This window comes from Latilactobacillus sp. VITA-14 (assembly GCF_046580785.1).
GTDB classification, from domain to species: Bacteria; Bacillota; Bacilli; order Lactobacillales; family Lactobacillaceae; genus Latilactobacillus; species Latilactobacillus curvatus.
Genome location: NZ_JBJKTM010000001.1, coordinates 20,275 through 42,499, shown reverse-complemented (window position 1 = coordinate 42,499; position 22,225 = coordinate 20,275). Strand labels below are relative to the sequence as shown.

Annotated in this window: 18 protein-coding genes; 13 read left to right on the top strand and 5 right to left on the bottom strand. The window is 42.3% G+C overall.

The window, feature by feature from the left end; all coding sequences use genetic code 11:
• Positions 1-66 precede the first annotated feature (66 nt).
• From hrcA to ACF1X7_RS00180, 5 genes are all read left to right on the top strand, one after another.
• Positions 67-1,125, top strand: coding sequence for a heat-inducible transcriptional repressor HrcA (hrcA, locus tag ACF1X7_RS00200; protein ID WP_004270039.1), 1,059 nt, complete (start codon positions 67-69; stop codon positions 1,123-1,125).
• 15 nt (positions 1,126-1,140) lie between these two features.
• The gene (grpE, locus tag ACF1X7_RS00195; protein WP_004265440.1) at positions 1,141-1,752 is read left to right on the top strand and encodes a nucleotide exchange factor GrpE; all 612 of its coding nucleotides are present in this window, start codon (positions 1,141-1,143) and stop codon (positions 1,750-1,752) included.
• 36 nt (positions 1,753-1,788) lie between these two features.
• Complete coding sequence (gene dnaK, locus ACF1X7_RS00190; protein WP_411162320.1) at positions 1,789-3,624, top strand: molecular chaperone DnaK; 1,836 nt, start codon at positions 1,789-1,791, stop codon at positions 3,622-3,624.
• Between the two features lie 123 nt (positions 3,625-3,747).
• Positions 3,748-4,896 carry a molecular chaperone DnaJ gene (gene dnaJ, locus ACF1X7_RS00185; protein WP_056966840.1) on the top strand — a complete coding sequence of 383 codons (1,149 nt, stop codon included), beginning with the start codon at positions 3,748-3,750 and terminating at the stop codon, positions 4,894-4,896.
• Between the two features lie 355 nt (positions 4,897-5,251).
• Positions 5,252-5,443: a hypothetical protein gene (locus ACF1X7_RS00180; RefSeq protein ID WP_039098752.1), complete on the top strand. Its 192-nt coding sequence runs from the start codon at positions 5,252-5,254 to the stop codon at positions 5,441-5,443.
• Positions 5,444-5,507: 64 nt separating this feature from the next.
• Here the strand turns inward: ACF1X7_RS00180 and ACF1X7_RS00175 are convergent, their stop codons facing one another.
• Entirely contained in the window at positions 5,508-6,893 is a 1,386-nt protein-coding gene (locus tag ACF1X7_RS00175) for an APC family permease (protein WP_221276477.1), read from the bottom strand.
• 117 nt (positions 6,894-7,010) lie between these two features.
• Positions 7,011-7,784, bottom strand: a complete 774-nt coding sequence (locus tag ACF1X7_RS00170) for a Cof-type HAD-IIB family hydrolase (RefSeq protein WP_411162319.1) — start codon at positions 7,782-7,784, stop codon at positions 7,011-7,013.
• 176 nt (positions 7,785-7,960) lie between these two features.
• Here ACF1X7_RS00170 and ACF1X7_RS00165 point away from each other — a divergent pair, with 176 nt between their 5' ends.
• Positions 7,961-8,704: a response regulator transcription factor gene (locus ACF1X7_RS00165; RefSeq protein ID WP_004271200.1), complete on the top strand. Its 744-nt coding sequence runs from the start codon at positions 7,961-7,963 to the stop codon at positions 8,702-8,704.
• Positions 8,701-10,140 carry an ATP-binding protein gene (locus tag ACF1X7_RS00160; RefSeq protein ID WP_411162318.1) on the top strand — a complete coding sequence of 480 codons (1,440 nt, stop codon included), beginning with the start codon at positions 8,701-8,703 and terminating at the stop codon, positions 10,138-10,140. The genes ACF1X7_RS00165 and ACF1X7_RS00160 overlap by 4 nt, the downstream gene beginning before the upstream one ends.
• Before the next feature lie 59 nt (positions 10,141-10,199).
• Here the strand turns inward: ACF1X7_RS00160 and codA are convergent, their stop codons facing one another.
• Positions 10,200-11,435, bottom strand: a complete 1,236-nt coding sequence (codA, locus tag ACF1X7_RS00155; RefSeq protein ID WP_069468111.1) for a cytosine deaminase — start codon at positions 11,433-11,435, stop codon at positions 10,200-10,202.
• Between the two features lie 210 nt (positions 11,436-11,645).
• Here codA and ACF1X7_RS00150 point away from each other — a divergent pair, with 210 nt between their 5' ends.
• The 3 genes from ACF1X7_RS00150 to ACF1X7_RS00140 all read left to right on the top strand — a co-directional run bounded on the left by ACF1X7_RS00150 (position 11,646) and on the right by ACF1X7_RS00140 (position 14,304).
• The gene (locus ACF1X7_RS00150) at positions 11,646-13,001 is read left to right on the top strand and encodes a cytosine permease (protein ID WP_411162317.1); all 1,356 of its coding nucleotides are present in this window, start codon (positions 11,646-11,648) and stop codon (positions 12,999-13,001) included.
• A gap of 107 nt (positions 13,002-13,108) precedes the next feature.
• The gene (locus ACF1X7_RS00145) at positions 13,109-13,840 is read left to right on the top strand and encodes a hypothetical protein (RefSeq protein ID WP_064777266.1); all 732 of its coding nucleotides are present in this window, start codon (positions 13,109-13,111) and stop codon (positions 13,838-13,840) included.
• Between the two features lie 5 nt (positions 13,841-13,845).
• Positions 13,846-14,304 carry a hypothetical protein gene (locus ACF1X7_RS00140; RefSeq protein ID WP_035186045.1) on the top strand — a complete coding sequence of 153 codons (459 nt, stop codon included), beginning with the start codon at positions 13,846-13,848 and terminating at the stop codon, positions 14,302-14,304.
• 53 nt (positions 14,305-14,357) lie between these two features.
• Here ACF1X7_RS00140 and ACF1X7_RS00135 read toward each other — a convergent pair whose 3' ends face one another.
• Positions 14,358-16,526, bottom strand: a complete 2,169-nt coding sequence (locus ACF1X7_RS00135) for an LTA synthase family protein (RefSeq protein ID WP_269465799.1) — start codon at positions 16,524-16,526, stop codon at positions 14,358-14,360.
• 94 nt (positions 16,527-16,620) lie between these two features.
• Positions 16,621-17,676, bottom strand: coding sequence for a glycosyltransferase (locus ACF1X7_RS00130; RefSeq protein WP_039098759.1), 1,056 nt, complete (start codon positions 17,674-17,676; stop codon positions 16,621-16,623).
• A gap of 372 nt (positions 17,677-18,048) precedes the next feature.
• On the opposite strand from ACF1X7_RS00130, the gene ACF1X7_RS00125 reads away from it, so the two are divergent.
• From ACF1X7_RS00125 to ACF1X7_RS00115, 3 genes are all read left to right on the top strand, one after another.
• Positions 18,049-18,510 (top strand): VanZ family protein, encoded by a 462-nt coding sequence (locus ACF1X7_RS00125; RefSeq protein ID WP_235601658.1) that lies wholly within the window; start codon positions 18,049-18,051, stop codon positions 18,508-18,510.
• 220 nt (positions 18,511-18,730) lie between these two features.
• A complete protein-coding gene (locus ACF1X7_RS00120) occupies positions 18,731-19,597 on the top strand; it encodes a GRP family sugar transporter (RefSeq protein WP_004270033.1) in 867 nt (288 codons plus the stop codon).
• A 97-nt stretch (positions 19,598-19,694) separates the two neighbouring features.
• Positions 19,695-22,223 (top strand): YfhO family protein, encoded by a 2,529-nt coding sequence (locus ACF1X7_RS00115; RefSeq protein ID WP_411162316.1) that lies wholly within the window; start codon positions 19,695-19,697, stop codon positions 22,221-22,223.
• The last annotated feature ends 2 nt before the right edge of the window (positions 22,224-22,225 follow it).

The window sequence follows — 22,225 nt, the reverse complement described above, 5'->3', positions numbered from 1 at the left end:
GTTCTTGCTATATTAATAATTGTAATTAGCACTCATGATATTCAAGTGCTAAAAAGAGGTGATGACATGCTGACCGAAAGGCAATTAATGATTTTGAAAGAAATTATTCGTCTTTTTACAGAGAGTGGTCAGCCAGTGGGTTCTAAGAAGTTAATGGCAGAATTGCCGGTACACGTTAGTTCTGCAACAATTCGTAATGATATGGCTGATTTGGAAAGTGTCGGTTTAATTGAGAAGACGCATTCGTCATCTGGACGGGTACCGTCGATGCAAGGCTATCGCTACTATCTAGACCATCTCATGCAACCAGCAACCCTCAATCCGGTTGATGTGGCAACGGTCCAACAATCATTTGGACAGCACTATCATAAGATTGATGAAATCGTCTCACAATCGGCTAATATCTTATCGAACCTAACGAGCTATACAGCAATCGCGTTAGGACCGGAAGTGGCTGAGATTCGGTTAACTGGTTTTCGTCTAGTACCGTTGAGTAATCACCAAGTGATGGCGATTATCGTGACGAGTGCAGGGACAGTTGATAATCAGGTATTTACCATTCCACAAGCGATTTCGGGTGATGAACTCGAAAAAGCCATTCGAATCATTAATGATCACCTAATTGGCTTACCGTTAACCGTGGTTAGTCAGAAGTTAAAGACGGATGTACCGGCGCTATTAGCCCAGTACATGGCTTCTCCGACCGGCTTTTTAGACATCTTCGACGATGTTTTGAAAAAGGCGAGTCAAGAGCGCTTATTTGTTGGCGGTCAGATGAACTTGTTGAATTTTTCAGAGTTCTCCGATGTCACCCAGCTGAAGTCGTTGTATAACATGATTAATCGTTCAGATGATTTAGCCAAGTTGCTAGATTTGTCCCCTGGAGGCGCCAATAGCCAAGTTCAGGTTCGCCTGGGCACCGAGATGGCCAACGATCTGTTGAAACATTATAGTCTAATGACTGTTAATTATGACGTTGGTGAACACGGACAGGGAGTCATTGCACTACTGGGCCCCACTAGCATGCCCTATTCGCGGATGATTGGGTTACTCGATTTATTCCGTGAAGAGTTAGCGAAGAAATTAATTGATTATTATGCGAATTTCGATGATGATCAATCTTAAAAGGAGCGTGTTTGTTTGACCAAGCAAGAAAAGGCTGAGAAACAAGAAAAGCCAGTAGCAGAAATGCCAGAAACAGAAACACCTAAAGAAGAAACGCCATTTGAACCTGAATTAGAAGCAGATGAAGTGATCGAAGATGCTGCACCTGACGAAGATGCAGCTAAGCCAGATTTAGCGGCTCAACTTGCTGAACTCCAAAAGAAATACGATGATTTAGAAGATAGTTTCTTACGGTCACAAGCTGAAATTAAAAACATTCAAACCCGTCATCAAAAAGAACAAGCTAGCTTGTTAAAATATGATGGGCAATCACTTGCAAAAGATGTCTTACCCGTTTTGGATAATCTAGAACGTGCGTTGGCAACTGAAGCAACTGATGATAGTGCTGAGAGTCTTAAAAAGGGTGTTCAAATGACATACGATCATATGAAACATGCTTTAGAAGATCATGGCGTTAAGGAAATTGAGGCGCAAGGACAAGCCTTTGATCCGACCATTCATCAGGCCGTGCAAACGGTCGCTGTTGATGGTGATCAAAAAGCGGATACTGTTGTACAAGTCTTCCAAAAAGGCTACTACTTGAAGGACCGCGTCTTAAGACCAGCAATGGTCGTTGTTGCACAATAAATTAAACTAAAAATCTAAAAAAAGAGGGTATTTTTTATGAGTAAAGTAATCGGTATTGACTTAGGGACAACCAACTCAGCTGTTGCCGTATTAGAAGGCGGACAACCAAAAATTATCACAAATCCAGAAGGCGCACGGACAACACCATCTGTTGTGTCATTTAAAAACGGCGAAATCCAAGTTGGTGAAGTGGCAAAACGCCAAGCAATCACTAACCCTGATACAATCGCATCAATCAAACGTCACATCGGCGAAGCAGGTTATAAAGTAACTGTTGGCGACAAATCATACACACCACAAGAAGTTTCAGCAATGATCTTACAATACATCAAGAAATTCGCTGAAGATTATCTTGGTGAAGAAGTCACAGAAGCTGTTATCACAGTACCTGCTTACTTCAATGATTCACAACGCCAAGCCACTAAAGATGCTGGTAAGATTGCCGGCTTAGATGTTAAACGGATTATCAACGAACCAACAGCTTCAGCATTAGCTTACGGTTTGGACAAGACAGAAACAGACGAAAAAGTCTTAGTTTATGACCTTGGTGGTGGGACTTTCGACGTTTCTGTTCTTGAATTAGGCGACGGTGTCTTCCAAGTATTATCAACAAACGGTGATACACATTTAGGTGGGGATGACTTTGATGAAGCCATCATGAACTGGTTAGTTGAAAACTTCAAATCAGATAACGGTATTGACTTGTCAAAAGACAAGATGGCTATGCAACGTCTAAAAGATGCTGCTGAAAAAGCTAAAAAAGATTTATCTGGTGTGACAAGCACCCAAATCAGCTTGCCATTTATCTCAGCCGGCGAAAACGGTCCTTTACATTTGGAAATGACTTTATCACGTGCTGAATTCGATAAGTTAACATCAGACTTAGTTGATCGGACAAAAGCACCTGTTATGAATGCTTTGAAAGATGCTGGTCTAGAATCAGGCGACATTGACAAGGTCATCTTAAACGGTGGTTCAACACGAATTCCTGCTGTTCAAGAAGCTGTTAAGAACTGGACAGGCAAGGAACCTGATCACTCAATCAACCCTGACGAAGCTGTTGCTCTTGGTGCTGCTGTTCAAGGTGGCGTTATCTCAGGTGACGTTAAAGACGTTGTTTTACTTGATGTGACACCATTATCATTAGGGATTGAAACAATGGGTGGTGTCTTCACGAAGTTAATCGACCGGAACACAACAATTCCTACAAGCAAAGCCCAAACATTCTCAACAGCTGCCGACAACCAACCTGCCGTAGACATCCATGTCTTACAAGGTGAACGTCCAATGGCTGCTGATAACAAGACTTTAGGTCGTTTCCAATTAACAGATATTCCTGCTGCACCTCGTGGTGTGCCACAAATCGAAGTTAAATTCGATATTGATAAGAACGGGATTGTTAATGTTTCTGCTAAAGACCTTGGCACAAATAAAGAACAAAAAATCACTATCAAGAGTAACTCTGGTTTATCAGACGAAGAAATCGATCGCATGATGAAAGAAGCTCAAGAAAATGAAGAAACCGACAACAAACGTAAAGAAGAAGTTGATTTGAAGAACGATGTTGATCAATTAATCTTCCAAACAGATAAGACTTTGAAAGAACTTGAAGGTAAAGTTTCTGACGAAGAATTACAAAAGGCTAAAGATGCTAAAGAAGAATTAGTCAAAGCACAACAAGAAAACAACCTTGAAGACATGAAGACAAAACGCGATGCGTTGAGTGAAATCGTTCAAGAATTAACAGTTAAGTTATATCAACAAGCACAAGAAGCACAACAAGCTGCTGGTGCTGAAGGTAATGCAACTGACGGTAAGTCTGACGATGGTACTGTTGACGGCGACTTCGAAGAAGTTAAAGACGACAAATAATAATGCGTTTTAAAAAAAGCCAAAACCTAGTATGGTCTAGGGCCTTGGCTTTTTTTAATCAGTCAATTATGCTATCCTTGATAGGATAGATTTAACGCGTAAGTATATGAATGGAGGCCCACAATGGCTGATAAAAGAGATTACTATGACGTCTTAGGGATAAGTAAAGACGCCTCAGATGATGAGATTAAAAAGGCCTATCGTAAACTTTCAAAGAAGTACCATCCAGATATTAACAAAGCCCCAGATGCAGAAGCCAAGTTCAAGGAAGTCACAGAAGCGTATGAAGCATTAAGTGACCCACAAAAACGGGCAGCTTATGACCAATACGGTCATGCTGGTATGAACGGTGGTTTCGGCGGCGGCGCAGGCCAAGGCTTCGGTGGCGGCTTTGGTGGTGCTGAAGGCTTCGGCGGTTTCGAAGATATCTTTAGTTCATTCTTCGGTGGCGGCGGTGCTCGGCAACAACCAAACGCTCCTCGTCAAGGTTCAGATTTACAATATCGGATGGATTTGAAGTTCGATGAAGCCATTTTCGGCAAAGAAACCAAGATTTCTTATAACCGTGAATCAGAATGTCACACGTGTCATGGCTCTGGTGCTAAACCAGGAACAAGCGCCCAAACGTGTCACAAATGTCACGGTGCAGGTCAAGTCCAAGTTGAACGACAAACAGCTTTCGGCCGCATGATGGCTCAAGAAGTCTGTGATGTCTGTGGCGGGACTGGTAAAGAAATTAAAGACAAGTGTGAAACATGTCATGGAACAGGTCACGAAGATGAACGGCATACTGTTAAGGTTAAAGTGCCAGCAGGTGTTGAAGATGGTCAACAAATGCGTCTTCAAGGCCAAGGTGAAGCCGGCACAAACGGTGGCCCTTATGGCGATTTATTCATCGTCTTCCGCGTGGCACCAAGTGCTGAATTCAAGCGCGATGGCGCACAAATTTATTCAGAAGTCCCAATTAGCTTTGTTCAAGCTGCTCTAGGGGATGAAATTGAAGTCAACACAGTCCATGGTCCTGTTAAACTAAAAGTGCCAGCGGGGACTCAAACGAATACCGTCTTCCGTCTACGTGGTAAGGGTGCGCCTAAGCTCCACGGGACAGGTAATGGGGATCAAAACGTTACAGTTAACATCGTGACACCAAAGACCCTCAACAGTAAACAACGTGATGCGCTAAAAGCATTTGCAGTCGCAAGTGGTGACTCAGTTAATCCACAAGACAACAACTTATTCGACAAGATTCTGAACAAGAAACACAAAAAATAGAAGTGCGTCAAAAGTGGTTATCCTGTGAGGATTAGCCTAACAGGGCGAATGATTGCTGTAAGCAATCGTTTGACTTGTGTAGCTAACCGGAATAGGATGCTTTTGAAAGTACGTTAAAAATAGAAGTGCGTTCAAGCCGGTTATACTTTGAGGACTAGCCTAGTTTCGTGAATGGGCGACGGAGTCGATCGTTTGCGGGACGTAGCTAGCCGCAGAAGTATGGTTTGAAAAGCACGTTAAAGCCCCTCTAATCCACAAGATTAGAGGGGCTTTTTTTGTTGGAGTGGATAGGTGGGAGATTTTTGAAAAATTCTGTTATAATGGCGGTAATAAATTAGGACGGAAGGTGAGTTTCATGGATGACAAAGACAAATTAGAACTCGAAATTGCACGCCTTAAGATGGAAAATGAGAATTTACGGTTGAAAACTGAGGTTGAACAGCGGAAGAATAATAAGTACTGGTTGTGGGCATTAGTGCCAATTGTCGCGATTCTTGCTGGCAACATGACCTCATTTTCACGGATGTTCATGCATTTTTGTAGATAGTTCACGATAGATTGGATAGAAATAGGCGTTAAGCAGATTATGAAAACTGCTTAACGCCTATTTTTTATTGGCGACTGTGACGGTAGCCGTAACTGAAGTAAATTGTTAGGCCAATCACCAACCAGATTAAGAAGACAATCCAAGTTGTTAGTTGTAACTGGGTCATGAGTAGTAAGCATAAGCCACATGAAAGTAAAGGAATCCATGGGAATAGTGGCACTTTAAACCCTTGTGGCAATTCATTATAAAATGGTAACTTGCGCAGGAAGATCACACCGAGAGAAACAGTTGCAAAGGCGAATAACGTGCCAATGTTGACCAACTCAGCAATCTTATCAAGCGGCACCACCACTGCGACGATGCTTGTGACGATGGCGAAAATCCATGTATTCGCAACCGGCACATGTGTTTTTGAACTGACTTTGGCAAAAACGGGTGGCAATAGCCCATCGCGACTAATGGCGAAGATCAGACGTGTTCCGCCATAGGTCATAACGAGTAGGACAGTTGTCATACCAGCAACTGCTCCCAGGGCAACAATCCCAGCAACCCAGTTTTGATGCATCAATTGAAGCGCAAAAGCAACGGGGTCACCGACGTTTAATTTCGTGTAGTGCACAACGCCAACGAGGACAGTCGCAACTGCGGCATACAATAATGAAGCAATCAATAATGAAGCGATAATCCCGATTGGCATATCACGTTGCGGATTGACAACTTCTTCTGATGCGGTTGAAACGGCATCAAAGCCGATGTAGGCGTAAAATGCTAAGGCTGCCCCAGAAAGAATGCCACCAGCACCAAATGGTAAGAACGGTTTGAAATTGGTTGGTTTCACATAGAAAATGGCAACGCCAAGGAAAATTACGATGACAGCGACTTTCACACCAACCATAATCATATTAATCCGTGTTGATTCGCGTAAGCCACTTGATAGTAAGAACCCAATCAATAACGTAATTAAACCGGCGATTAAATTAATACCACCAGGGTGGCCAGGCGTCCATGCAGTCGATAAGAAGGTAGGTAATTGTAATCCAAAGCCAGCAATTAGATTTTGGAAGTAGGCTGACCAACTGACGGCCACTGAGGCGACTGCGAAGAGGTATTCGGAAATAAGCGCCCAACCTAGAATCCACGCGATTAATTCACCGAAGACGGTGTAGACGTATGTGTAGGCACTACCGGCCAAGGGAATTGTAGAAGCGAATTCTGAATAACAAAGGGCAGCCATTGCACAGACGACTGCGGCGAGCAGGTAAGACAGCATCGCACCGGGTCCAGCATATTTAGCGGCGATAATCCCTGGTGTGATAAAAATACCGGCGCCGACGACTGCACCAACCCCCATGGCGGTTAAACCAAAGGCGGTTAAATGGCGTTCTAGTGTACTGTTTTTAAATTGGTTCACGTCGATTTGTTTTTTGGCAAAGAGTGAATGTTGTGTCATTAGTAACTCCTTTTTAAGTGAGATGATTCTAATTTTAATCGGTCTACTGAGAAGTGTCAAGATAAAAAAAGCGCCATGACAGTGATTGAGCCGTCATGGCGCGGATTAGTTAAGTGATTAAATTAAGCCCCAGTGGCGTAAACCTTCAATAATGCCACCTTCAGTATTCTTAGAAGTAATGTATTTAGCCTTGGCTTTAGCTTCCGGAATACCATTGCCCATAACGGTGGGATAGTCTACGAAGTCGAGCATTGGTAAGTCGTTTGTACCATCGCCAAACGCATAAGTTGGGATGTCCGTTAAGTTTTGTGAGCGAATCAATTCTTTAATACCGGTTTGTTTTGAACAATCTTTTTCAACCGTATCAATTGAGTTCGGTGTGTTGCGGTAGAATGTTAAGTCGGTACTTAGTGTTTCTGTATAGGCCTTGTCATTGCCGTTTGTTAGAATCAACATCATGTAGACTGGATGATTCAAGTAATAGTCTGGATTAACTTCGGGGACGGGGGCGTTGACAAACTTGTAGGCATCTTTGCCGGGTTGAGTTACAGCCGTAATCCGGATTGCTTCTTCATTATAAAAAGCGATGGCTTCGTCAGCAGCATTAGCAATTGCGACGGTTTTTTCAATCACGGGCGTTGGAATAGTGCCTTTATAAACAGGTTGACCTTCATATTGAATGAAGCTCCCATTTAAACAAATGAATGAATCGATGCCGGTTTTTGCAAGTGCATCTTGAATTTCAAGCGGTGAGCGACCGGTCGCAATGATTGGTAGGTAGTTGTTGGCGCGTAATTGGTGGAGTGCAATCGCAACAGCTGCATCTACTTCAGAATGTTCGTTGTAAAGTGTACCGTCAAGATCGAAAAATACTAGTCCTTTATAAGTCAAAATGGGGCCTCCTAAATAATGATATCTGCTTAACATGCTATCATGCTTAGCGATACCATGCAAACGGGAACCGTGATGTGTTTGATTTTCATCACTTCTTCATATATTATTCATCCGTAATTGGTTTATCTACTGTATAATATAGACATAGCAACGTAAAAAGAGAAGGAATTCTAATGAAAATTTTAATGGTAGAAGATAACAAATCCGTATCAGAAATGATGAGTATGTTTTTCCAAAAAGAAGCTTGGGATGCCCATTTCGCTTACGACGGCAATGAAGCAGTGGAAGCCTTTAGTGTCGATCCAGAGAGTTGGGACATTATCACGCTTGATTTAAATTTACCGGGTTTAGACGGAATGCAAGTCGCCCAAAAAATCCGCGAGTTGTCGAAGACAGTACCAATTATTATGTTGACGGCGCGCGATTCTGAAAGTGATCAAGTGCTTGGCCTTGAACTCGGTGCTGATGATTATGTGACAAAACCCTTTAGTCCAATCACACTGATTGCACGGATTAAAGCCTTACATCGCCGTGCTGAGTTGATTGATGAACAAGTCGAAGCAGCTGAAGAAAACTTACAACAAGCGGCTGAAAATTCAGATTTTGATGTACAAACAACACACTTTAAGTTGAGTTCTAAAACGCGTGAGACTTATTTATTGGACAAACCAATTTTAGATTTAACGCCAAAAGAATTCGATTTATTGAAGACGTTAGCTAAAAATCCCCGTCAAGTTTTCTCACGGGAACAATTATTAGAACTTGTGTGGGATTACCAATACTTCGGTGACGAACGAACAGTTGATGCGCATATCAAGAAGTTACGTCAAAAGATTGAAAAAGTAGGACCACAAGTGATTCAGACCGTTTGGGGTGTCGGTTATAAATTTGATGATTCAGACGCAGCGCGCGAATGAAGCTTATTTATCAATGGATGTTGGCATTTTTCGGCGTCATTATGACGACCATTATTATTGTGGGGATTGCGTTTACGCAATATTCGACAAGGACCGCTTATGAGAGCACCTGGGATCAACTAGAAGGTTACGCGGATGTGATTGAACGTGAAGCTTTCAAACAGGGGTCTCAAGCGGCCTTGTCGACCCAATTCATTATTGATAGTCAACAAATCCTTTCCCAACAACACGTTGGGTTTAATTTCTTTAACGCCGAAAACGAGATGGTGTATCCTACCCCGGATCCTAAAGTTTCGGTCAAGAAACAATATTGGAAACATTTAAAGAATGGCCAGATTCAACGGCTGAGCTTAAGTCGTGATTCGCACCAAGTGAATAACAATAAGCAAGAACAGTTAGTGGTCTTCAAACCCGTTTTTTACAATAACAAACTGATTTACGTGATTGGGGTGGCAGCACCACTACAAACCGTTAAATCTGGTTTGACAACGATGCGCAAGAACCTCTTGATTGCCTTTTTACTATCGACAATTGGTGGGATTCTGTTGAGTTACGTCTTAGCACGGTATCAAATTTATCGGATTAATCGCTTACGAAATGCGACCCACCTAGTTGCTGAAGGAGATTTTAATGTTCAGATTAAGAATCCTGGTAAAGATGAATTGGATGATTTGGCCACCGATTTTAATGAGATGGTGCATTCGTTGAATGAATCTGAAGAGGAAATTAAGCGGCAAGAAGATCGCCGGCGGCAATTCATGGCCGACGCTGCTCACGAAATGCGGACGCCTTTAACGACCGTTAAGGGTCTGTTAGAAGGGTTGCAATATGATGCGATTCCAGAAGAGATGCGCGCCAAGAGTATTTCATTAATGCAAAATGAAACCAACCGACTCATTCGCTTAGTCAACGAGAACCTGGATTATGAAAAGATTCGGACTAACCAAATTAAATTGAACCCGCAAACGTTTAATGCGGTGGAAGCTATCCAGAATATTCAAGAGCAACTCGAGAAGAAGGCGACTGAAGCCGGTGATACGCTCATCTTGGACGCCCAAGAGAATGTCCCAATCTATGCCGACTATGACCGTTTTGTCCAAGTGATGTTTAACATCATGCAAAATGCCATTCAGTTTACAGAAAATGGGCAAATTACGGTGACTGCGGAAGCTGGTTTCCACGAAACAATCTTAACGATTAGCGATACCGGTATCGGAATGACGGACGAACAAGTCAAAAATATTTGGGAACGGTATTACAAAGCAGATCCATCACGTAAGAATACCAAATATGGTGAATCTGGTTTAGGGTTGGCGATTGTCCACCAACTCGTTCAGTTACATCATGGGACGATTGAGGTTCAAAGTATTCCTGAACAAGGGACCACTTTTACCTTAACTTTCTCAGATGAAACGATTGTGACAAGTGAAAGCTAAATCAATTTAAATAGGCGTCACGACAAGGATTAAATTGTCATGACGCCTATTTTTTTAGATTAAATATGCAATTGCGTTTGAGCTGGTTGGGTTTCACTGATGATTTGGCCAGCGTGCATTGAGAGGGTAACAGCGGCGCGCTTGTTAAGTGCCTCGTAGAAGTTGTCGCTATCCATTAGAATCAGGTGGGCGGGTTTACCCACTTCGAGACCATATTGGTCAAGGACGTGCATTGCACGAGCACCATTGTAAGTAATGAAGCGATAGGCATTCATGATTTCAGTATAACCCATGATTTGGGTTGCCAGTAGGCCACTATACAACACATCAAGCATGTTGCCATCGCCCATTGGGTACCATGGATCTTGAATATCATCTTCACCAAAAGCGACGTTTAGCCCGTTGGCAGTCAGTTCTTTTACGCGCGTCAAACCACGGCGCTTCGGATAAGTGTCAAAACGGCCACCGAGAAATAGGTTGACAAGTGGGTTGGCGACGAAGTTCAAATCCGCCATTTTTAACAGCCGCATCAATTTGTACGTATAGGCATCGTTGTAACAGCCCATGGCAGTTGTGTGTGAAGCCGTCACTTTGTCCTTCATCCCCGTTTCAAGGGCGAGAGTCGCAACTGTTTCAAGACTACGTGAATTGGGATCATCAATTTCATCGGTATGTGCGTCGAATAATAAATCATATTCTTGAGCGAGTTCAAAAGCAAACTTCAAAGATTCGACGGCGTATTCGCGATTAAATTCGAAATGTGGAATAGCACCGATTGCATCAACCCCTAATTGGGCAGCTTTGGTCATTAATGCTTTGCCATTTGGAAAAGAAAGAATCCCTTCTTGAGGAAAGGCTACCAGTTGCAAGGTCATCCAATCTTTGACTTCTTCGCGAACCTCGATTAAGGCTTTGAGCGCAACTAAGTCTGGATCAGTCACGTCAACGTGTGAGCGAACGAATTGAATCCCATGGCTGGCTTGTAATTTCAGTGCTTGGATTGCGCGGCGTTTGACGTCGTCGTGGGTTAAGTCCTTTTTGCGTTCGGACCAAATCCGAATGCCATCAAACAAGGTTCCAGATTCATTCCATTCAGGCTGGCCGGCGGTGAGGGTTGAATCGAGATGGACGTGAGGATCAACAAATGGCGGTAATGCCAATTGACCATGTCCGTCGATGACTTGCTCATTAGGATGCGGTATTAGCTGTGCCTCAATTGCTGTAATGATCCCATTTTCAATTCTGATTGACTGCAATGATTCTTGATTCTCAATGTGCACGTTTTGAATGAGCATTTTATCCAACCTCGCTTTTTTTATTAGTGAGTATAACAATCATGAGTTGACTTTGGCAAGTAAGTTTAATACAATGCTTATAAATATAAATCCTTTTAAGGGCAGTCCAGTGAGGCTGACAAAGGAGCGGTTAACAAGTACATTAGTGGACCTGCTCTGTCTAGGAGTAGGTCTTTTTTTAATGCAATTAACCAAGTGGAGGGTATCAAAATGACAAAGCAACAAACAATTCATGCAGTATCCAAGGACGCACGAACGATGGGCAGTTGGGATTTGTTCGCAACTTGGATTGGTGCAAATGCGAATAACGGTACTTGGTTTATCGGCGGCATTATTGCGGCAACTGGCTTGATTCAAGGGTCTACGTTGTTACTAGTTGTTGGCTGTTTATCGTACGTCTTGCTCGCACTGGCCTCCTACATGGGGTATCAAACTGGTGTGGGGGCGATGGGGCTAACGCGGGCCTCATTTGGCGTGAAGGGATCCATCTTGCCATCAATTATCAATGTGGTGCAATTCATCGGTTGGGCTGCGGTGAATACGTATATTGCAGCCACTTCAGTGAGCTTCATCATCAAGGAAATTATGGGCTGGTCGGGCAACGATGCAGCCACTAACCGGATGAGCTTGATTGTTGGGATTCTAATCATGTCTGTCCTGCATTTAATCAGTATTTCACTCGGTGAAAAATCCGTCCGCTGGATTGAACGAATTGGCATCATCTTAGTGATTATCTTAGTCACTTGGGAATCAATCATTGTCTTCAAAATGGTACCGTTCAAAGACTTAGTGGCGTGGCGGCCAGCCAGTAACTTGCGGCTTGAATTTGGGAAGGCGGTCGATATCCTAGCAGCGTTTAACCTTGCATGGGTAACCGCTGCTGCGGACTTCAGTCGTTTTTCAAAGAACAAGAAAGCAGCCACTGGCTATTCATTCTTAGGCGCCAATATTGGCTTGTTCTGGTTTGCTTTCATCGGGTTAACGGCGACAATTGCCACAGCGATTACGTTAAATCATTTTGACCCGAACAATGCGGATCCAAGTACCATTGCGGCCAAATTAGGGTTAGGTGTTTTAGCGTTATTAGTGATCGTGATTACCAGTACGACAGCTAACGCGGTGAATCTAATGGCTGCGGGATCGGCTTTAACCAATATTTTTCCGAAATTTAAATTAACGCCGGCATTGTGGGTCGTGACGTTATTGGCAACGGTGATGACCTTTATCTCAGTCTATGTTGCCTCATTTTTAACCACTTTCGAAACCTTCCTTGATAGTATTGGGATGTTCTTAGGGCCTGAAATCGCAGTTTTCTTGGTGGATTACTTCATTATTAGACAGCGGCACTACAATGTTGGTGCGCTCAATGAAGTTGCTGGACCATACTGGTACACCAAAGGGTATCATCTGACAGCAATGATTGCGTGGGTCATTGGAGTGGTCAGCTACTTGGTCTTAAATCAATTCGCGATTATTCACGCTTATACGGGGGCAACGTTTATCGCAATGGGGCTGACAGCACTTGTTTATTGGTTAATGATTCAAAGAAAAGAAAAGACAATTTAAGGGAACTAAAAAAACGTCTTAATTAAGGCGCTTTTTTTAATTTTTACCACAGAGTTCATATAATTTTCATACTTTAGTTTTACACTATCTTTATTAGGAGGTGGGTCATGTTCTTCATTAAATCAATTCCAGCTAATATTCGGTATTATTTACGCCAATCTTTGTTAATCTATCTCGTGGATTGCCTCTTTTTAGGCGTCATGCTGATTGCGCTGAGCTTGATCAGTTTAGAACGACATGACCTCAACCAGTTGAAAAAGCAATTAGCCAACTTTAACACAACTAAAGAGGGGACTAACCCCCTGACACATCTGGTTCAGAGTAAAGAAATTTTACTAGGACGCTATCAATTTATCGCGGTAGTGCTGACTATTGTTATCACACTTGTGATTGGTATTTTGACTTGGCAAGCGTTTAAGAAGATGCGTCAGGATATCGATACTTTCACTAGTGCGAATTGGTCGCGACATACAATTGTCAATTATTATACGTTAACGGCGCTTTGCTTACTAATCAGCGCAAGCGTGACAGTGATTTTAGGTTGGTTATTAGTCAATTCCTACTATTGGCGCGGATTAGAGCTGATTAATCAACAGTGGCTACAAAAGCCGCTGCGACCAATACAAGGTCCCCGAGCATTTCAACCGTTATTTAAAAATCATCTGACTGACTTTAGTAGTCATTCGTTATTGAATCCGATTTTGCATGAGAGTACAAAGCAGAATTTAACCAATCAAGTATTCGCCCAACTATGGGCACCATTTATCAGTCTAATTGCACCAGTTTACATTATTGGTTGGTGCCAAGTTACTCGCTTTAGGAAAATGAGAAAGGCGTGATTGAAATGCTAAATAAACAACCCTTAGCACTTGGACAGGTCTATTTTAGTCAACCGGAGATGATTCAGCAGAGCCTTGAATCACCTGAACCCCCATATGTCATTGATTATGAGGCGCCTAAGATTCTACCCTTTATGTCCGGTTGGGATAACTTGTTGCTTCCTAAAAAGCAGCTTGCACCAACGTTAAAAATGTTGATTGAACAGCATTTAAAGCGCAGTCGGAGTTTATTGGGCACCGAATTACCGCCAGTCGATCAGTTCTGGATTCAATTGATTCGCGGTTTAGCAAGCCACCAGCAACTCGTGGTGGTCAAGCATTTCTTAGATGAACTTCCACCAACGGATGCTCGCCAATTATTAAATGATGTCAGAGCGGTAGCAGCGCAGTTTCAAATTATTGTAATCATGACAACGACTCAGGAATCCGTTTTTAATAGTTTTCAATCGCAGGTGATTAGCTAACGTCAAAAAAACGCAAGGACAATATATGTTGTCCTTGCGTTTTTTTTTGACGATTATTCCGCATCGTTAGTTGCTGTTGCATCAGACTCTTTTTTCAGGGCCTTTGATTTTGGCACTTCCGTGAGGCTTGATTGATCATCCGCTAATTCTGGAGCATCGGTTTTAAAGAGCCCAACAGTCGATTGATCACCATTTTGCGAGAATAAACTGGTTGAATTAGCCCCTAATTTATTTTGAATATCGACAAGCTGTTGATAGCCAGTCAGATAGTTATAATCGGCAGGGTTCACTGGTTTAAAACCTTGTGGTGTATAGAAACGTAATAGGTTCTTTTCGTTAACTGAATCCGACAAACTCAATTCGCGGTTCACTTGTTTCTGCCAAACAGCGACTTGTTTTTGTAACTTAGCTGTTGGTTCAGTTACTTCTGTCCCATCCTGATTATTGTAGATGGTGCCATCGAGCACTGTGTAATCAGGGGTGACAAAGTTATGGTTTCGGAAAGCCACGACTTGATCATGTTGTGGTGATAATAAATCGGTGCCGAATTGGACGTAATTTTTATTATCAATCCCGAGTAAGTGAAGCATTGTTGGTAACGCATCGATTTCGCCACCATATTGTTTTTGGATACCGCCTTTTAAACCGTTCATGTGAATCATGTAAGGCACACGCTGCAGTTGGGCGTTATCGTAGTCGGTCCACGTTTCTGGGTCGCGGCCTAGTACACTGAGTAAGGCCTTATTATCAGAATTCGAAAGACCGTAGTGATCACCATAGAGGACAATCATTGAATTATCATAGAGCCCAGATGCTTTAAGATAATTGAAGAACTCTTCTAAGGATTGGTCAAGATAATGGGCGGTCGCAAAATAGTTATTGACCGCTGTATTATCAGTTGTGGCACGGGGGAAGTCACCGTCTTTTTCGGGTAATGGGAATGGAAAATGGTTGGTGACGGTGATGAATTTCGTGTAGAACGGCTGTTGTAGCTGTTCGAGATACTTAATCGATTCACCGAATAATAATTTGTCCTTCAAGCCGTATTGTAAGACGTTATCAGGATCGGTGTTAAAGTAGGAAGAATCGAAGAAGTAGTTGTAGCCGAAGTTCTTGTAGACGTTATTGCGGTTCCAGAAGGTGCCCACATTACCATGGAAAACGGCACTCGTATAGTCACCGTTTTGCTTGAGGATTGATGGGGCAGCTTGGAAGGTGTTATCCGAACCAAGCGTTGTAAAGACTGAGCCTTGTGGTAGACCGTAGACGCCGGTTTCCATCATGTTTTCGGCATCACTGGTTTTACCTTGGCCAACTTGATGGAAGAAGTTTTCAAAACCTAATGTATTTTGATCATGATAGAGGCTATTTAAAAATGGCGTTACTTCGCGGCCTTCGAACTTAAAGTCGATTAGGAATTGTTGAAAACTCTCTAAATGAATGACAATGACGTTCTTGCCCTTGGCAACGCCTGCGTATTCAGCGTTCGGTGCAGCGTAATGCTCTTTCATAAAGTCGAGCACCGGATCTAAGTCGTAACTCTCAGCCTGGGCGCGCACTTGATTATTCTGAGTAGTCTTGAAAGCATCGTAGACGGTGAAGGTGTCGATGCCGAGGTACTTAACGATGTAGTTCCGATCAAACGTCCGTGATAAAATTTGAGGTCGGCTGATTTCACTTAAGCCAAGGTTGATGCCAAATAATAAGACGGCCAATGAGGTAATACTGAAGGCCCACCGCCGATTAAATGCGTGTTTGTCGATCTTGATGACCTTGGTTAAAATCAGCAAGGCTAAGACGATAATATCAATCCAATACAGCGCATCATGCCAGTTCATGAGGGCCAGTGAACTTTTGCTGAGCCCAGCCGAAACTTTTGAATACCCTAAGATGGTGTTGATGGTCATGTAATCGGTGAATTGCCGGTAATAGATGACATTAAAATATAAAAGAGCGGTGTTGGCGGCATAGATAATCAAGCTCAACCAATAACTGAGATGCGGCTGGCGAACATAAAGAATGATGCCGAATAAAAGGAGCGTCGTCGCGACCGGATTAAAGATTAAAATAGCAATTTGTAAGAAGCCACTAGCTGCGAGGTTAAAATCGGTGAAGTACCCGAATAACGTTTTTAGCCAAAATAAAAAGACTAACAAACTCATGAAGCCTAATCTCGTGGATAGGAATGATTTAATTTTTGTGAGTTTCAAATAATGTGACATCCTTTCAAAAAACAGAACTAAAAGAGCGCTAATGCCTTATTTTAACCCGAGGGCGGCATTAGCGCAAATAGCAGTTTAAAGTTTAAACAGAAACTTAACGTTTCGCGGGCCGCATGATGGCATCGTACTTTGGATTCAGTTGATCTGGCGCCAAAACATGTTGATAAACGGCTTGTAATTCATGGCCGACTTCTGTAATACTCTTAGACTGCGCAGTTTGGTAGCCTTGAGCTGTTAAATCGGGAACGGCATTAGTGACCATCGCTTGGATGAGTTGACTGAATTCTGCGTTAGTGTGACCCATGTAGCAGTTTTGTTGATCGGCAAGCCAGCCATGGTAAACCGGAATATCGCGCACCAATACTTTTTGATGACTTGCAAGGGCTTCTAAGACGACAATCCCTTCAGTCTCTTCATAAGAAGGGAAGAAAAATAAGTCAGCATTGGCATACGCGCCTTCGATAATATCGCCTTTGATATAACCAGGGAAGATGACGTTGTCGGGATGATCCTGTTTGACAATCCGGCGAATATTTGCTGGAATACTGTACATGGGTACATCTCCAAACCAGATAAAGGTGTATTCGGGTAGACCTTTGGCGATTTCGACAAAATCGAGAAGCCCTTTGCGTTTAAAGAAGAGGCCGACGCAGATAATCACTTTTTGATCAGGCTTTAAATGGAAGAAATTCCGAAAAGCGGCTTCTTTAGCTGGTGTGGCTTGATACTTGGCTAAATCAATGCCGTTTGAAATGGGAGCGATAGGGTTGGTTAGACCATAGCTTTCCAATAATGATTTTGAATAAGGGGTGGGGGTGATTAAGTGGTCGGCTTGTTGATAGAGGCTAACGAGGTACCGTTTAACAAATGGAGCGAGTTGATTGGAACCAACAAAGGAGTTGCGAAAATCTTCTTCGGTCGAATGTGCATGATAAATGACGGGTTTCCCCATTTTACGAGCCTTCTTGATGACACTGCGGCTTTTGAGTCCGTATGTATTGATATGTAAGATATCGTAATCTTGATCATTCGGATCAAGCGTATAGTCAATCCCCATTTCGGTTAACGCGCGTTTTTGATGATCCAACGCCCGCCCAATTCCAGATTTAGCGAGTAATTTTTCACTTTCAAAATATAATAGAACTTTCATAAAAGGCTCCTGTTTCAAGTTATAGTAATTTCTATTATAGCATAGCACAGTAGGCACACATCGGGCTAAAGTTGGGCAGTCGATACCTAATAGTTTAAGATTCACTTTAGTCGAGTAATTAAGCGTTATTTATTGAAAAAAAACAGCTATAATGGACTTAATTACTCATTGAATAATGAACAGATAGGTTAAATTAGTGGAATAAGTGAGGTTGGTTTTTTGGTATTTCTTGGGCGTATTTATGAACAATGGATCCTCCCTTGGGGGGAACAGTATAATCATTTACCACTCATCAAATTGACGGTGGAGAGTTTAGATAAGACGATTTTGTATTGTTTGGTTTTTATTGTGTGCCGGTTGGGGTACTTATTAATGAAACGACGCAAAATACAGCTTCTCCCAGAACTGAAACTATTGTTATTTGTGTTTTATATTGCCTTATTGGTCTCGTTAACGGTTTTACGGCATATTTATTATCCGTGGCAAATGCAGTTCCATTTGCAACGACCACTTAGCCAAATTAATTTGACACCGTTTGTTGAGACTTTCAAGTTACGGCAAGCGCCCGCCCAGATTGATTATTGGTATAACTTCTACGGGAACATTGCGTGGTTTATCCCGTTTGGTTTATTGCGACGGTCATTGACACAGCGCAAAGGGGATCGGTTGATTACGATTATTGAAGGGGCTCTGTTATCCCTGTGTATTGAATCCGCCCAGTTTGTTTTAGGAACTGGCATGGCAGATATTGATGATCTCATGTTTAATACATTAGGGGTGATGATTGGCGTCCTGTTATATCAAGTCCTACAACATGCAAAGCGAAAACATTAAGGCTATCAACGGTAAGAAAACGCTTATCGTTGATTTTTTTTACTAAAAAAACGCTTTTTTACGTAAAATTTACGTAAGCGCAATCACGACTGGGACAGTTGCTTACATAACGGTAGTGAAGGCTAGTAACGATTGAATGGTGCCGTTTTCCTACTAGCCAGCGGATATAAAACTATGTATAATGGATTCTTGTACTTTAGAGAAGAAGAGGAATTTATAAATGGCTATTTTAATTGCATTAATCCCTGCACTTGCATGGGGTAGTATCGGGTTAGTGAGTGGCAAACTTGGCGGGAATGCCTATCAACAAACCTTAGGAATGACAATTGGTGCGCTGGTTTTTGGAATCGGTACCTTTTTAGTATTACAACCCGCTTTAAACTTACGGATTATGGTAATCGGTATCATTTCCGGTTTATTCTGGAGCATTGGTCAAGGACAACAGTTCCAATCAATGCAAGCGATGGGTGTTTCTAAGACAGTCCCATTATCAACCGGGATGCAATTGATTGTAAACACTTTAGCAGGTGCTTTGTTATTCCATGAATGGAAGACAACGCACGATTACATCTTCGGGATTACTGCATTAGTGATCTTAATCGCTGGTGCCACGTTAACTTCAATGAAGGATCCGAAGAGCAGTGTTGCTGCTAAAGAAGATACACAATTTGCACGTGGTTTTAGAGCATTAATCTTATCAACAATCGGTTATGGTGGTTACACAATCATCGTTAACTGGTCACACATTGGCGCAACATCAATTGTTTTACCACAAGCAATTGGAATGTTCGTCGGTGCTGCAATCTTTGCCGGTGTTGGCATTGGGACAGCGGTCTTCAATAAGAAAACAGCACTCAACATTAGTACTGGTTTATTATGGGGTCTTGGGAACTTATTTATGTTGATTTCAATGAATGATATTGGTCTAGCAATTAGCTATTCATTATCACAATGTGGTATTATCATCTCAACAATCGGTAGTATTTACCTATTGGGTGAACAAAAAACGAAAAAAGAAATGGTTTACGTCACACTTGGCTGTTTATTAGTCATTGTCGGTGGGGTCACCCTCGGTATGATGAAGTAAGCAACTTACTAATAAGTCACCTAGACAAATTGTCTGGGTGGCTTATTTTGTTTAGAGTGTGTATTATTCTATAGAAAAGGCAAAAGAAGTGAGTCAGATGAAGAGAACAAATAAAACAGCTGTCAGTTACTATTTATTAAGTGTGCTAGTTCCCATGTTATTAATGGTGGGGCTATATGCAATGCTCCAAATAGTGCCATTTGGACGGCATAATTTATTGATTAGTGATCTCGGTACCCAATATATGCCCTTTTTGGCAGAGTTTAAACGGCAAATGGCCCAGATGAATTTCAGTACGTATTCATTTTCGCTTTCACTGGGTGGCGATATATTACCGCTAGCGGCTTATTATTTAATCAGTCCTTTTAATTTACTGCTCCTATTTTGGTCGAATAGCCAGTTGCCAGTGGTGGTTGGGTATGTCATTATTTTGAAGATTGGGGCAATGGGTTTAACGATGGCCCATTTTCTAAAGACGCGTCAGCCTGAATATCATTTTTCCGCGCTAATTTTTGCAACAGCTTATAGTTTAAGTGGCTTTGTGGCAATGAACTTTTATAACCTAATGTGGTTAGACGCTCTGATTTTCCTCCCACTGGTCATCTTAGGATTAGAACGGCTATTTTTAAAAGGGCGTCCTGGCTTATATATCTGGATGTTGGTTGCCACTATCTTTACCAACTATTACTTGGGTTATATGTCATGTCTATTTGCCGTTTTGTATGCAATTAGTTTGTTAATCAAATGGAAACAACCCCAACAGTCTTGGTGGCAACTAGTGGTTCACTGGCGGCAGGCTATCTGGCAGTTTTGTTGGGCCTCATTGATTGCGGGGGGCACAACAGCAGTTGTATTATTGCCGTCGTTACTTGGAATGTTGAAGACTGGGAAAAAGACAATCGCTGCAACCAGTTTTTATCCAACCCCGCAGTTTGGCTGGGAAGTTTTGAGCCAATTTCAAGTCGGCGGCAGCCATTATACGCAACGCTTAATTCATGAACCAACTTTATTTATCAGTACATTAGCGCTGTTATTTGCGGTCTATTATTTCTGTCTACCAACCATTCGACGGCAAGCAAAGTGGTCGAACGGCTTTTTAATTGTTAGTTTAGCGTTAAGTTTCTGGGTAACGACATTTAATACGATGTGGCACATGTTCCAGCAACCAGAAGGGTTTCCATATCGGAATACCTATTTGATGGCATTTGTTCTCATCAAAATTGCCTATGAAGCAAGTATTGAACCAATCGGTAAACGTCAAACGAAACGCCTGGTTATTTTGATAGTCGGTTGCTTGCTCAGCATTGGCCAGTTGGCGCTCTACTATGGGCCACATGTACGTGGTGTGCAGAAACAATCGCTCTGGTTGTTAATCGGACTAATGGTTTTGGCTAGCGTTATTTTTGCAGCGTGGCAAAAAGGAGCACGTTGGCAACCGTGGGTGATTGGTCTGGGAGCCGTATTGACGTTTAGTGAACTGGTGATTAATGGCCGCTTGACGACCACTAAGTTACCGATGGGCGATCAAGTTGTTTATGCGCAACAATACCAACGCCAAGCAGCACTCTTTGAACAGCTTGAACGGCAAACACCTGATTTCTATCGCGTTAATAACCAAGCGATTCTCTTAAAAAAAGCGTTTAAGGAACCGTATTATGGGTACAATGATGCGTTGACCTTTGGACAGTATACATTAAACAATTATTCTTCGACACTTGATGAGCGGATGCGGACGATGTTGGTTAATCTCGGTTTTTATAGTAAGAATGCCCGGCGGATTAACGGGATTGGGCATACTGTGCTGACTGACCTACTATTTGCCAATCAATATGACCTAATTGCTAAGCAAGGACAGGTTGTGACACAACCCCATAAAACGTTAGGCTTAGGGTTTGCGGTTAATGACCAGCTAGCACACGTGGCTTTGAAAGCACATGAGCCGTTTGAAAATCAAGATCGAATTATGCAAGCGATGACGGGACAAACGACACCATTTTATCAATATAATCAATTAGATTTACAAGCGCAAAAACGTCGGCAAATTACGTTTACAACGCAAGTTAAGACAAGTGGATATGCTTATCTATACTTGCCGCAACAAAACTTATCAAAGCTGAAAGTGAAAATTAATGGCCGAACACATAAAGTACCGATTGAATTGAATGGGACCACGATTATTGGTTTGGGTCGCTATCAAAAAGGGCAACAACTAACGCTGACAATTACCAGTCGGCAACCTAAAGCCTTTCGTAAGATTCAGGTGGCTAGTTTAGACCAGGCTCATTTCGATCAAGCTTTTGATCAGTTGGCACAACAACGCTTAAAGATCGACCTAAAACAACTGTCGGCAGATAATGGTCGGATTGCTGGTGTAGTACCAGCTAAGACCGCTGATCAATTACTTTATCTAAGTGTGCCATATGACAGTGGTTGGCATGCGCAAGTCAATCATCAAACAGTTCGTACACGACGAGTCATGGGCAATATGCTTGCAGTGCCACTTGAGAAAGGGACTAACCAAGTTCGCTTAGTCTATCGTGCGCCGGGACTAATTATCGGCGCGATCATTTCAACATTTAGTTTAATGACATGGGGACTTATCTTAATTAAGCAACGCCGGCATTAAAA